11 protein-coding genes and 2 tRNA genes are annotated in these 12,197 nt (G+C 67.1%); 6 read left to right on the top strand and 7 right to left on the bottom strand.

The features are described from left to right. Positions 1 to 44 precede the first annotated feature (44 nt). Positions 45 to 116: transfer RNA gene (locus ACZ5KP_RS02265), tRNA-His, on the bottom strand. A 147-nt stretch (positions 117 to 263) separates the two neighbouring features. Here ACZ5KP_RS02265 and ACZ5KP_RS02260 point away from each other — a divergent pair. Next, positions 264 to 719 (top strand): DUF5814 domain-containing protein, encoded by a 456-nt coding sequence (locus ACZ5KP_RS02260; protein ID WP_460919475.1) that lies wholly within the window; start codon positions 264 to 266, stop codon positions 717 to 719. A gap of 23 nt (positions 720 to 742) precedes the next feature. On the opposite strand, the gene ACZ5KP_RS02255 is transcribed toward ACZ5KP_RS02260, so the two are convergent. The 4 genes from ACZ5KP_RS02255 to ACZ5KP_RS02240 form a co-directional block, all read right to left on the bottom strand. Next, positions 743 to 1,162 (bottom strand): DUF8146 domain-containing protein, encoded by a 420-nt coding sequence (locus tag ACZ5KP_RS02255; protein WP_460919473.1) that lies wholly within the window; start codon positions 1,160 to 1,162, stop codon positions 743 to 745. Positions 1,163 to 1,548: 386 nt separating this feature from the next. Beyond that, on the bottom strand, positions 1,549 to 2,133 hold the full coding sequence (locus ACZ5KP_RS02250; protein ID WP_460919471.1) for an RPA family protein: 585 nt from the start codon (positions 2,131 to 2,133) through the stop codon (positions 1,549 to 1,551). A gap of 1 nt (position 2,134) precedes the next feature. Further along, positions 2,135 to 3,064, bottom strand: coding sequence for a replication factor A (locus ACZ5KP_RS02245; protein ID WP_460919469.1), 930 nt, complete (start codon positions 3,062 to 3,064; stop codon positions 2,135 to 2,137). 189 nt (positions 3,065 to 3,253) lie between these two features. Beyond that, the gene (locus tag ACZ5KP_RS02240) at positions 3,254 to 5,488 is read right to left on the bottom strand and encodes a glycoside hydrolase family 3 N-terminal domain-containing protein (protein ID WP_460919467.1); all 2,235 of its coding nucleotides are present in this window, start codon (positions 5,486 to 5,488) and stop codon (positions 3,254 to 3,256) included. Positions 5,489 to 5,723: 235 nt separating this feature from the next. On the opposite strand from ACZ5KP_RS02240, the gene ACZ5KP_RS02235 reads away from it, so the two are divergent. Further along, positions 5,724 to 6,029 carry a DUF7091 family protein gene (locus ACZ5KP_RS02235; RefSeq protein ID WP_460919465.1) on the top strand — a complete coding sequence of 102 codons (306 nt, stop codon included), beginning with the start codon at positions 5,724 to 5,726 and terminating at the stop codon, positions 6,027 to 6,029. A gap of 48 nt (positions 6,030 to 6,077) precedes the next feature. Here ACZ5KP_RS02235 and ACZ5KP_RS02230 read toward each other — a convergent pair whose 3' ends face one another. Then, positions 6,078 to 6,863, bottom strand: coding sequence for an SDR family oxidoreductase (locus ACZ5KP_RS02230; RefSeq protein ID WP_460919463.1), 786 nt, complete (start codon positions 6,861 to 6,863; stop codon positions 6,078 to 6,080). Between the two features lie 126 nt (positions 6,864 to 6,989). On the opposite strand from ACZ5KP_RS02230, the gene ACZ5KP_RS02225 reads away from it, so the two are divergent. Further along, the gene (locus ACZ5KP_RS02225) at positions 6,990 to 7,994 is read left to right on the top strand and encodes a class I SAM-dependent methyltransferase (RefSeq protein WP_460919462.1); all 1,005 of its coding nucleotides are present in this window, start codon (positions 6,990 to 6,992) and stop codon (positions 7,992 to 7,994) included. A 56-nt stretch (positions 7,995 to 8,050) separates the two neighbouring features. After that, positions 8,051 to 8,125, top strand: a tRNA-Thr gene (locus tag ACZ5KP_RS02220). Between the two features lie 167 nt (positions 8,126 to 8,292). Here the strand turns inward: ACZ5KP_RS02220 and ACZ5KP_RS02215 are convergent. Then, positions 8,293 to 9,648 carry a PQQ-dependent sugar dehydrogenase gene (locus ACZ5KP_RS02215; RefSeq protein WP_460919460.1) on the bottom strand — a complete coding sequence of 452 codons (1,356 nt, stop codon included), beginning with the start codon at positions 9,646 to 9,648 and terminating at the stop codon, positions 8,293 to 8,295. Between the two features lie 176 nt (positions 9,649 to 9,824). Here ACZ5KP_RS02215 and gatD point away from each other — a divergent pair, with 176 nt between their 5' ends. Together gatD and ACZ5KP_RS02205 are read left to right on the top strand one after the other, a co-directional pair. Then, a complete protein-coding gene (gene gatD / locus ACZ5KP_RS02210) occupies positions 9,825 to 11,132 on the top strand; it encodes a Glu-tRNA(Gln) amidotransferase subunit GatD (protein ID WP_460919458.1) in 1,308 nt (435 codons plus the stop codon). After that, positions 11,129 to 12,115 carry a GNAT family N-acetyltransferase gene (locus ACZ5KP_RS02205; RefSeq protein WP_460919456.1) on the top strand — a complete coding sequence of 329 codons (987 nt, stop codon included), beginning with the start codon at positions 11,129 to 11,131 and terminating at the stop codon, positions 12,113 to 12,115. The genes gatD and ACZ5KP_RS02205 overlap by 4 nt, the downstream gene beginning before the upstream one ends. Positions 12,116 to 12,197: the final 82 nt, after the last annotated feature.

Below are 12,197 nucleotides of genomic sequence, written 5' to 3'. Positions count from 1 at the left end.
CGCCTTCCGGCTTCACCGCTCGTCACTACATTCCTCGCGGAGAAGTCCGGGTGCGAGAATCGAACCCGCGTCTCAGCCTCCACAAGGCTGAAGGATAACCACTACCCCAACCCGGACACGCATTCGATTGTACCCCGTGGCGCGGTGTTATAGGTTACGACTGGTCCCGGCGCGTGCCACGGATTCCCGCCCGTTCTCGGTCGATCGAGCTCCACCGACGTGACGTGGCGCTTTTGCCCCTCCTCTGCCTACCCGGTGCCAACGTGGCGATCACCGACAAGATCTACGTGAAGAACCACCGCCAGCTCTCGAGTCAGCTCGAGACCTCGATCCCGCGTGGTGCCTTCTCCGGTGCGACCCTCGATCTCCTCTTCCAGGGGGACGGCATGGAGAAGCTCGACGAGGCCACGCGAGAGAAGGTGCTGGACTTCGCGGAGGACTTCCTCGACTGCGACTGCGACGCGAACCCCTACTGTGGCTGTCCGGAGGAGAAGTTCCTGGTCTACCTGCTCGAACTGCGAGAGGAGGGCCACTCGCCCGAGGCCATCGTCGACGTCATGTCCGCCGAATACATGGTCTACGCGTACTCCGGCGACGTGCTGTCCTTTCTCGATCGCGCGGTTCGGACCCTCGAGGCCGTCGAAGATCTGGCCGCCGTCGAGAGCGACGACGAGGCCCGCCGTCGGGCAGCAGCCGCGATGCGTCGTCTCGAGGGGTAGTCCCGGCGGGAGTCACGCCCGCTTCAGCCGAGACGAAAGGGTTCGTCCGTCTCACCTCGGTCCTCGTCCAGCTCCTCGAGGTGGATGACGTCCTCGCCGTCCTCGGTGGATTCGAGCTCCTCACGCAGTGCCGTGACGTACTGCTTGTGCTCGTCGAGCTGCTCGCGAAGGTGCTCGGCTTCGAGTTCGAGACGCTCGTGCTCGCGGACGAAGCTCTTCGGCACGGTGACTTTCGGCGGGAACTCCGACGTCGCTTCCTCGGCGCTGTCCCGCACTTCGTGCTCGGGGACGACCTCGACCTGCCCGTCGTGAGCGACCAGCATGTCGACGTAATCCCGGAACACGGCGGAGAGGGAGATGTCCCGCTCCTCCGCGATCTCCCGGAGGGTCTCGAAGGAGTCCTCGTTGACCCGGAAAGAGATCGTCTTGTTCTTGTTGCCCATGGTGTCGTCTATATGGGATGTCCTCGTACTTAGTCGTTCGTCAGACGTGCGTCTAGCGTTTGAAAGAAAAATCTTCGATGGGTGCTGATCTTGAACAGGTACCACAGCAACTACAGCCGCCTTGGAAGCCCCCTCCCGCTCGCGTCCGCTCGCTCGTTGCGCGCTTCGGCTCTCTCACTTCGTTCGCTCGCCTGCAGTGCTTGACTTCGCGAGCGGACGCGACCGGTCGGCCCCTTCCAGTCCCACCCGATGGTGATCGTGGCCTCGAGTGTAGCGGCCTGGTGAGGTTCGCTGCGTTCGTTGGGTTGACCGTTCGCTGTCGCTGTGCGAAAGGAAGGGGAGCGTCGCCGGGATATCTCCCGGCGGAGCGTGAGAATCGCGGGGACCTAGGGCGTCGGTGCCGCTTCGCCCTCGATGGTCTCGAGCGCCTCGATGGCGGCCTCGAGGTACTCCGACGCGTCGTCGCCGTACTCCTCGCGAGCCATCGTGGCGTACTCGCTGGTCTCGTCGTCGAAGGCCTCGACGCGCTCGATGGTGCGCTCGGCGGCTTCGACGACCCAGCGGTCACGGGTGGGCTGGTCGACGACGGTGATCGACTCCGGTCGCACGGAGACGTTCACCTGGCCCTCCTCGGTCTCGTAGGTCCGTGGCTTGCCAGCGACGGCGACGTACTCGGGGGCTTCGAGCTCTCGGAGCATCGACGCGGCGTCGGGCTGGTACTGCCCGGCGTAGACGAAGAACGTGCCGGAGGGGTCGACGATGCGGCCACGCCAGTACTCGCTATCGTCGCCGACGTCCTCCTTCTCGGTGAGGGTGCCGACGAAGAACACGCGATTTGCGCGTTCTCCCGTCGGGAGCAGCGCGTAGTTGGGCGCGCGCTCGTCGTCGGACTCCTTGAACGTGTAGCTGGCGTCGTTGAACTCTCGTGCGAAGACGCGCCGCGCGACCTCGCGGGTGGGTGCACTGGACATGTCAGATCGACCTCGCCTTGATGAGGGTGTCCTCGATGGAATCCGGCGCGCCGAGGCGCTCCATCTCGTCGACGAGCAGGTAGCGCCCGAACGTCGGGCCGGAGACGCGGTAGTACCGCCCGAGCACGTCGGTCGTCATCTCTTCGGCGACGACCTCCGTGTCGAGGGCGTCCATCGCCATGTCCTTGGCCTCCTCGAGCTCGATGCCCGTGAGCGCCTCGGTGGCGTCCTGGTCGAAGATGACCTCGCGGGCCTCACGGCCGTCGTCGAGGACTGCCTTGATCCGGAGGTCGAACTCGCCCTCCACGTCGCCGTGTTCGGAGCACCGCCCGTTCTGGAGGACGCGGGTGCACTCCTCCTCGGGGCAGCGTTTGATCAGTCCGGAACCGGACTGGACGTCGATGAGCGCGCCGTCGATCTCCTCGGAATCGTCGCCGACTTCGATCTCTTCGTCCAGCTCCTCGATGGTAGTCGTGCGGTTGAGCTTCACCGAGAACTGGCCCTCGTACTCGTCGGTGACGACGTTACCGAGGCGATAGGCCTGGCCCTCCTCGAGTTCGTCGAGGTCGGAGGTCGCCCACTTGGTGAACTTCACCGTGCCAGTGGGGTCGCCCAGCAGGCCGACCTGGGCGATCGAATCGCTGCGGGGTTCCCAGAGCTCGACCACGACGGCCTCGACGGTCACCCACTCCTCGGGTGCGTCGATCGTCGTGATCTCGACGAGGTCGCTGGAGCCGCCAGCGACCTCCTCGCGCTCGATCCCTGCTTCCTCGCGGTAGCTGCTCTCGACGCTACGCCGGGCCTCCTCGACGGGGACCGTGTACTGCTCGACGAGCGTCTCGAGTTTCTCCTGTACCTCCTCGACGTCGACGTCGAGGTGATCGTCAAACCGGTCGCGGATTTCCTCCGCGTGTTCGCGTAGGTCTGCCATAGTTTGCTCTGCCTCCTCGTGTGTTTGGGTGGGAGGCAGGCAGGGCTAGGTCGCTATCGCATATAAACCAGTGGAAGCCGTGGTGAAAGTGAAAAAGTAGAGGAGAAGGCCGGTGCTCCGCGTTCGGTACGGTGAGGCGGCGAAATGCGGAAGTGACGAGCCCGATCGATAGTGCCGGGTGCAGCGAGATTAGTAGTCGCTCTCGACGGCCAGCTCGGCGTCGAGATCGTCCACGCGGAGGACGAAAGATCCGTCCTCGACGTTGTGGGGCGGTTCGGGGTCGGTGACGCCGAGCTCCTCGGCGGCGAGCTCGAGGGTGACGGTCGTCGTCTCGTCGGCGTCGACCTCGACGCGCTCGAATCCTTTGAGTTCGCGAATCGGAGTGACGCGCGTGCTCCACTCGTCGGTCACGTACAGCTGGACGACCTCGCTGCTCGTGCGGTCGCCGGTGTTCTCGACGGTGACGTCGACCTCGACGGTGCCGCCGGGACCGATCGTCGTCTCGGAGAGTTCGAGACCTGTCGTTTCGATTTCGGCGTAACCCAGCCCGTGGCCGAACTCGAACAGCGGGTCGTAGGAGTCGGTGTGCTCGTCGCCGCCGATCGGGCGCGGGTGCCGGAGGTAGTTGAAGTAGCTCGGCAGGTGGCCCGTGGACTTGGGGATCGACATCGGGAGTCGCCCCGCGGGCTCGATCTCGCCTGTGAGTGCTTCGGCGAGTACCTCGCCGCCTTCGCTGCCGGGGAAGTAGGCCATCATGAGCGCGTCGAGGTGCTCGGCCATCCAGGGCGTCGCGAGCGGGCGACCGGTGACGAGCACGCCGACGGTCGGCGTGCCGGTCTCCTGGATCGCCTTCACCAGCTCGATCTGGGGATCGGGCAGCTCGAGCTCCGTGCGCGTCGGGAACTCGCCGGTCGGGTGACCGGCGTCCTGCTGTGGCCCGAACTCGTGGATGTACCAGTCCTCACCGACGGCGACGACGGCGGCGTCAGCCTCGGCGGCCTTCTCCGCTGCGGCCTCGACGTCGTCGTACTCCGCGATACCCGCACCTCTCTCGTAGGTAACGGTCGCGTCGGAGACCGTTTCGAGTCCCTCGCGGATCGTCTTCCCGGGGACGCCGTCCTCGTCCATGACCGACCAGCCGCCGATCTGTGCGATCAGGTCGTCGGCGTTGGGACCGCCAACGAAGATCTCGTCGGGATCGTCGAGCGGCAGCACGTCGCCGTCGTTCTGGAGCAGCGTGAGCGATTTGCGGATGCTCTCGCGGGACGCTTCGACGTGCTCCTCGTCGCGGAGCGTCGATTCGGCGTGGTCGGGATCGGCCGATCCGCCCTCGAAGAGCCCGAGTTCGAACTTCGCGCGGAGCACGCGCCGGACGCTCTCGTCGATCTGGGCCTCGGAGAGCTCTTCGGACTCGACGAGCTCGACCGTGTGCTCGGCGTGCCGGCCCATCCCCACGGAGATGACGTCGAGACCGGCATTCCGTGTGAGCCGGGAGCTCGCCTCGCTGTCGGGCGTCACCTTGTGGTCGTTTTGGAGGTGGTCGACACCGCCCCAGTCAGAGACGACGTGGCCGTCGAAGCCGAGTTCCTCCCGGAGCAGCTCGGTGAGGAACCGACGCGAGCCGTGGACGGCCTCGCCGTCGATCGAGTTGTAACACGGCATGACGGAGCCGACGCCGGCGTCGACGGCGGCTTCGAAGGACGGCAGGAAGACCCGACGGAGCGTGGAGTTCGAGACCTCGACGGGCGCGGCGTCCTCGCCGCGTCGTGGCTCGCCGTAGGCCGGGAAGTGCTTCGCCGTCGCGATGACCGAGTCGTCGTCGACGTCGCCGTACTCTCCCTGGAGGCCCGTGACCTCCGCACCGACGAGCTCCTTCACGAGATAGGGGCTCTCGCCGTAGGTCTCGTGTGCCCGACCCCAGCGTGGGTCGCGACCGACGTCGCAGGTCGGGCCGTAGTTCTGGTGGATCCCGGTCGCGCGGAGTTCGCTCCCGGTGACCTGGCCGACGCGCTCGGTGAGGTCGGTGTCCCACGTCGCTGCCATCCCCAGTCCGTTCGGGAAGGTTGTAGCGCCCTTCACGTAGGCGTGGCCGTGGACGGCGTCGGCGGTGAACAACAGCGGGATCCCGAGGCGGGTGTTCTCGCGGGCGTACTCCTGGAGTTCGCGGGCGGTCTCGGCGCACTCTTCGGGCGTCCAGTAGAAGGCGCCGCCCCACCCGAACGGTGCGACCGAGCCGAGGTTGTGGTCGTCGATGAGGTCCTTGGCCTCGTCGACGTCGCGTCCCCGGTCGAAGTCGCCCAGGGGCATCCCCACGAGCTGGCCTGCTTTCTCCTCGAGCGTCATCCGGTCGAGGAGGTCGTCGATCCGCTCCTCCGTCGGCAGGGAGGGATCCTCGAAGGGCCTCCTGGCCTCGGATTCTGACATGGGTGTGAGGAGATACCACTGGGTAAAAAGGCTTTCTTGCTGTCGCGAGCGGACGTGTATTGCCGGTATTCTCCCATCCGTTGGATCGGCGGTCTATGCAGCGAATTCGCTCCCTGGAGCAGTACGTTCGTGCGTCAGACCCGCCACCATGAGGACGATTCGACCCGATCACTTCCCTGTCCCTCTCCTTTTTCACGACCGATCTGCAAGGGAGAGCAATGGCTGGGTGGTCCGCGTGAGCGAGGACGACGACACGAACCGGACCAGGGAGAGCGAGGACGATTCGAGCGGCTTCCTGGGTAACATCAAGAACGCCCGGGGCCAGCTCGGCGACGCGAAGGACGCCTTCTCGAATGCACGCGGCGCTGGCTCGCTTCCCACGGACGAAGAGGGTCGCGTTCGACTCGTCTGCAGGCGGTACGAGGAACAACGACTCGCACCCCTTGACGACAAGGGGCGACCGTCGTGCTACGAGGCAGGAAACGAGGATTGCGAGGAATGCGTCGAGGCCGTCCGCGATGGAGACGTCGAGACCTGGTGAAGGAGATCGCTGGTTTCCGGTTTCGAGCGATTCCCGACTTGCACCGCTTCAGCTCCGCGTCCGGCCGCCGTCGATCGGGATCGTCGCCCCTGTGACGAAGCTCGCCCGCTCGCTGGCGAGAAATGCGACGAAGTCCCCGAGTTCCATCGGATCGCCGATGCGATCCAGCGGGATCGGCGCCGCCCAGTCTTCGAGCCCCGCCTCGTAGCTGTCGTACTCGCCGCGCTCCATCGCCTGCTCGATGAGCTCTTCGATCCGCGGCGTTTCGTGCGCACCGGGCATCACGACGTTCGCGCGGACGCCAGGCGCCCACTCGCGCGCGATCGTGTCCATCGTCCCGACGACGGCCCGCCGGACCGCGTTCGAGAGCACGAGGCCGTCGATCGCCTCCCGGACGCTCGTCGACGTGATCGAAACGACCGATCCCGCGTCACTCTCCACGAGGTGGGGATGGGCCGCCCTGAGCGTCCAGACGTGACTCATGACGAGCATGTCGTAGGCGCGATACCAGTCGCGATCGTCGGTGTCGAGGAAGGCGCCGCTGGGCACGCCGCCGGCGGAGGTGACGACGTGGTCGATGCCGCCGTACGCCTCCGCCGTGGTGTCGACGAGATCCTCCACGTCGTCGGGGTCTGTGATGTCGGCCTGTCGGGCCATGACGTCGCCACGCGCTTCGGCTTCGATCGTCTCCTTGGCAGCTTCGAGGTCCGACTTCGTGCGTCCACAGATGGTGACGTTCACGCCTTCGCGTGCGAGTGCCCGTGCGCTTGCGAGGCCGAGGCCGCTCGTGCTCGCCGTGACCAGTGCCGCGTTGCCGTCGAGTCCAAGATCCATGCGCGAGACGACGGGTTCCTTGCGCATATCTCCCGGGGTCGAAACGGCGTCTGCACCGCGCGCCGCGGCAAGCCGACGCTGGTCCGGAACGTCAGCCTTACCGAACGGCGGTCCCGAGACGGGTGCATGCAGTCGCCTTGCGTCCGCGCTCCGCGCACCGATGGGGAGGCCGTCCGCCAGCAGCTGGAGGACGCGGAGCTCCTCGATCGGGATCGTCGGATCGCCGTCGAGGGCGAAGACATCTTCGTGCCGATCGTGGATCCCGACGCCGTCCCCGCGGATCTCGAGGTCGTCGATCACGCCACGGGCGAGCGCGAGACCCAGACGATGCCTGCGGATCTGCTCGCGTTCGAGCCGAGCTACGAACGCGTCGGCGAGGTCGTCGTGATCGACGAAGACGATCCCGAGCGGGCACGGGCGCTGGCGGACGCGATCGTCGCATCGGACGTCCCCGTCGCGTCGGTGCTCAACCGCGCCTCGAAAATCGAGGGCGAGCTCCGCGTGCGCGAGTGGGAGGTCCTCTATGGCGACTCGACGGAGACGGTCCACCGCGAGTACGGTTGTGAGTACGCGGTCGATCTCGCGCAAGTGTTCTTCTCGCCGCGGCTCGCAACGGAGCGCCACCGCGTCACCGAGCAGGTCGAGTCCGGCGAGCAGGTCTTCGACATGTTCGCAGGCGTCGGTCCGTTCGTGATCCCCGCAGCGAAGCGCGGCGCGGAGTCCGTCGGCGTCGACAAGAACCCCGTCGCGATCGAGTACCTCGACGCCAACGCCGAGCGCAACGGCGTCGCCGAGCAGGTGACTGGAATCACCGCCGACGTTCGCGAGACGACCAACGAGTACGCAGATTGGGCGGATCGGCTTGTGATGAATCTCCCCCATAGCGCGGACGAGTTCCTCGACGCGGCAATGGTGCTGGCTGGCGAGGAGTGCGTGCTCCACTACTACGACATCCAGCACGAGGACGATCCGTTCGGACCTGGAATCGAGGCGATCGAGGCTGCTGCGGACGCTGCCGGTGAGGAGGATACCCCCGGCTATGACGTCACGGTCGAGACCGAGCGCGTGGTGCGCTCCTACGCGCCTCACGAGGTGAACGTGTGTCTCGACGTCCGCCTCTCCCGTCGGTGAGCCCGCACGGACTTTCGGAACCCTTATTTCCCGAACTTGGGTACGGAGGAGTGCACGCCGGTGTAGCTCAGACTGGCTAGAGCGAATCCTTCGTAAGGATTAGGCCGAGGGTTCAAATCCCTCCACCGGCTTCTCGCTCTGAACGACAGTGAAGAGCGGAAGCCACGGGAGGGATTTGAATCAGGGAACACGCAGCGTCGAGCGATAGCGAGACGATCGTGTGACCGTGGTTCAAATCCCTCCACCCGAGAATTGCAGTTGGCTGAGGCTTTGGACAACTGAAGCAGCCGTCGCCCCGTCACTCCACAGCCTCGAGCCGCCAGACCCCACCACCGCCATCACCGGAGCCGAGCACGTACAGCTCCCCGTCCCCGTCCCGCCCAAACGCGAAGATCGACTGTAACTCGCCGCCATCGACCCCGATCGTCTCGATCGGCCAGAGTCCCTCACCGTCGCCCTCGGCGGTGACGAAGAGCCGACTCTGCGCACTCAGATCGCCGAAGACGTAGGTCCCCTCGAGTCCGGGAATCGCGTCGCCGGTGTAGACGTGGCCGCCGATGACGGAGCTGCCGGTGATTCCATCGCCTTCGTGGGGATACTCGACGATCGGATCGAGAAGCGGCTCGCCGCCGCGGACGTCTGCCGGCGTCGCGTCGGGACACTCCTCGGCCTGGAAGCAGTGCGTGCCCTCCCGCACGTTCCAGCCGTAGTTCCCGCCGGCTTCGACGAGGTTCACCTCTTCGTAGCTGTTCTGGCCGACGTCCGCGACGTAGAACTCCGTCCCGTCGCCGTGCTCGTGGAAGGAGATGCCCCACGGATTGCGCAGCCCCCACGCGTAGTGCTCGTCGAGGCCGTCGGTGCCGACGAGCGGATTGTCATCGGGGATGGCGTAGGCCTGGGTGCCGCTGGCGCCACCGTTGTCCGATCCGTCGCCGTCCGGTTCGCTATCGACGTCGATCCGAAGGATGCTCCCGAGCAGATTCTCGGTGACGTCCTGGCCGTTGCCGCCGTCGACGGCGTCGTACCAGTCCTCGACGTGCCCCGCTCCCTGGTCGTTGCCGGCGCCGCCGTCGCCCACCGGCACATAGAGGTAGCCGTCGGGACCGAACGCGATGTCGCCGGCGTTGTGGTTGGCCTGCGGTTCGGGAATTTCGAGGATCGTGCGCTCGCTGTCGGGCAGGAACTGCGTGCCGTCGTCGGTGGCTTCGAACTCCGCGAGGACGAACGTGTGGCTGTAGCCATCGGGCGTCCCCTCCCGCACTGGCGCGCTGTAGCGCAGGAAAGCGCGGCGATTGCTCGCGAACTCGGGGTGGAGCGCGATCCCGAGCAGCCCCTGTTCGTATCCGTCCGATTCGACGGAATCGCCGAGGTCGAGCACCGGCGAGTCGAGCCGGCCGTCGGCGTCGACGCCCACGACGCGTCCGGACTGGAGGACGACGTACTGTAGCGATCCCTCGGGGGCGAACGCCGTCCCGACGGGCTGGTCGACGTCCTCGAGGACCGGCTCGAGCGAGACGCTGTCGGGTACGTCGGCGAGGGCGTCGCTCTGGCCGCCGCCGGTCCCGTCGTCGGAGCCGTCGTCTGCGCCGTCGCCGTCGTCGCTACTGTCTCCGAGGCAGCCGGCAGTCCCGACGCCGATGCCGATTCCCGTCATTCGCAGTGCTCGTCTGCGCGTCACGGAGGCCGTGGAGGGCGTCATCCCGTGGTCGTAGGCCGTCCCGGTCCCTAAGGGCTCGGCCGCTGACGCCCGCTGGCGAGAAGTGTCCGGAACGACGGCTCCCCGTCGTCCGAACGGGAGGGTTCAAGAGCCGCGGGCCGGAACGCGGAGGCATGAACGCAGGCGACCGGGTCCGCGTCGATCGAGCGGACCAGACCTACGAGGGCGTCGTGTTGCCCTCTTCGACGCGCGAGCACATCGTCGTGAAGCTCGAGGGCGGCTACAACGTGGGCATCGACCGCGAGGACGCGAGCGTGGAGGTCCTCGAGTCCGGCGTCCACGAGATCGAGGACGCACAGACGGACGACGGAGCCGCGGGCCGCACCGAGGTCTCCTTCGATTCCGACCTGCCGACGATCGCGCTCATCTCGACGGGCGGGACCATCGCCTCGACGGTAGACTACCGGACGGGTGCGGTGACCGCTCGGTTCGACGCCGAGGACGTGCTCCGGGCAGTGCCGGATCTCGCGGGTCGCGCGAACTACCGCGGCCGCGTCGTGGCGAACATCCTCTCGGAGAACATGACGCCCGACGTCTGGCAGGAGCTCGCCCGTGCCGTCCACGAGGAGATCGAGGCCGGCGCCGACGGCGTCGTCGTCATGCACGGCACGGACACGATGCAGTACTCCGCCGCCGCGCTCGCCTTCATGCTCGACACGCCGGTCCCGATCGTCTTCACGGGGAGCCAGCGCTCCGCGGACCGGCCCTCCTCCGATAACGTCATGAACGCGGTCTGTGCGGTCGAGGCTGCGAAATCCGACTGTGCGGAGGTGCTCGTCTGCATGCACGCCTCCGAGTCCGACGACGTCTGTGCGCTCCATCGCGGCACGCGCGCACGGAAGAACCACACCTCCCGCCGCGACGCCTTCGAGACGATCGGCGCGAAACCGCTGGGGGAGGTCGAGTACGCCGACGCCGGAGCTGCCGATCCCGGTGGTGACGAGACGGTCGACCCGACGGGCGCGGGCGTCAACTTCCGTCGCGAGCACGCCCAGCGCGACGAGATTGAGCTCGCGCTCCACGACGAGATCGAGTCGAACGTCGACCTCGTGAAGTTCGCTCCGGGGATGAACGAGCGGATCGTCGAGACCGCCGCCGAGGACGCCAGCGGGCTCGTGATCGAGGGGACCGGCCTCGGTCACGTCAACACGGACATCGTGCCGATTCTCGAGGACGCGGTCGACGACGACACGCCCGTCGTCATGACCAGCCAGTGCATCGACGGTCGCGTCTGCGATCGGGTCTACGACACCGGGCGGGATCTCCTCGACGCCGGCGTGATCGAGGGCGAGGACCTCCTCCCCGGTACTGCGACGGTGAAGCTGATGTGGACGCTGGCGAACCGCCCCGACGCCGTCGCCGAGACGATGCGGACGCCGATCGGCGGCGAGTTGACCGAGCGATCGACGCCCTGGGAATGAGCCCGCGTTTCGAGGTACGCGACGCGAGGATCGACGACGCCGACGCAGTCGCGGCGATCGGCGCCGAGTCGTGGCCGGATCGGGAGGGCCTCGAGTATCTGCCGCAAGTATTCGAGTCCTGGCTGGAGAAGGAGCACGCCCGCACGCTCGTCGCCGAAGTCACGGACGCCGACGCGGTGCCCGACGACGCCCCAGCCGTCGCCGGGATCGCACAGGTCGTGTTGCTCTCCGAGGAAGAGGCCTGGGCACAGGGCATGCGCGTCCATCCGGCCTACCGCGGCGAAGGCGTCGGCAGCCGGATCGTCGAAACTGGCTTCGACTGGGCACGCGAGCAGGGCGCGACCGTCGCCCGGAACATGGTTTTCTCCTGGAACAGCGCCGGTCTCGGCCAGTCTCGCGCGACAGGGTTCGAGCCCGCGACGGAGCTGCGCTTCGCCAGTCCCGAGCCAGCTGCCGGCGCCGACCCGTCCGATCACGGTCCCGCCGACGCCGAGGGCGTCGTCGATCCCGCGGCCGCCTGGCGCTACTGGACCCACAGCGACGCTCGACAGCAGCTCTCGGGACTCGCCGCGGACGACGAGGAACGCTGGGCGGTTCGCGAGCTGACCCGGGAGGATCTGGACCGCGTCGCCGAGGACGACGGTGCGATCGCGATTCGGACCGGCGAGGGGATCGTCGCGATGGCCGTCCGGTCGCGAATCGACCGACGAAGCGGCGACGAGGACGATCACGAGGATCAGGAGGGCGAAGGAGACGATGCAACCGGGACCACTGCAGTCTACGGTGCCGCGGCCTGGGACGACCAGGACGCCTGCGCCGCACTGCTCTCCGCGATCGCCGCCGACGCGGCTGCGGTCGGAGCCGACGATACGAGGCTCCTGCTCCCCGAGACTGCTCGCCACGTCAGCGACGTTGCGGCCTGCCGGGCCGAGATCGGCGACGAGCCGGACTTCGTGCTCGCTGCGGATCTCACCGCCCAGTGATTCGAGCGGGGGACCGATTGTACCCGCACAATTTGCGGGCGTGACACAGCCTCGTTCGACGATTGCCGGGCGGACCAGAACC

The sequence above is a fragment of the Salinarchaeum chitinilyticum genome (assembly GCF_055390775.1).
Note: the sequence above shows the minus strand (reverse complement) of the source record. Positions and strands in the feature narration are given on the sequence as shown.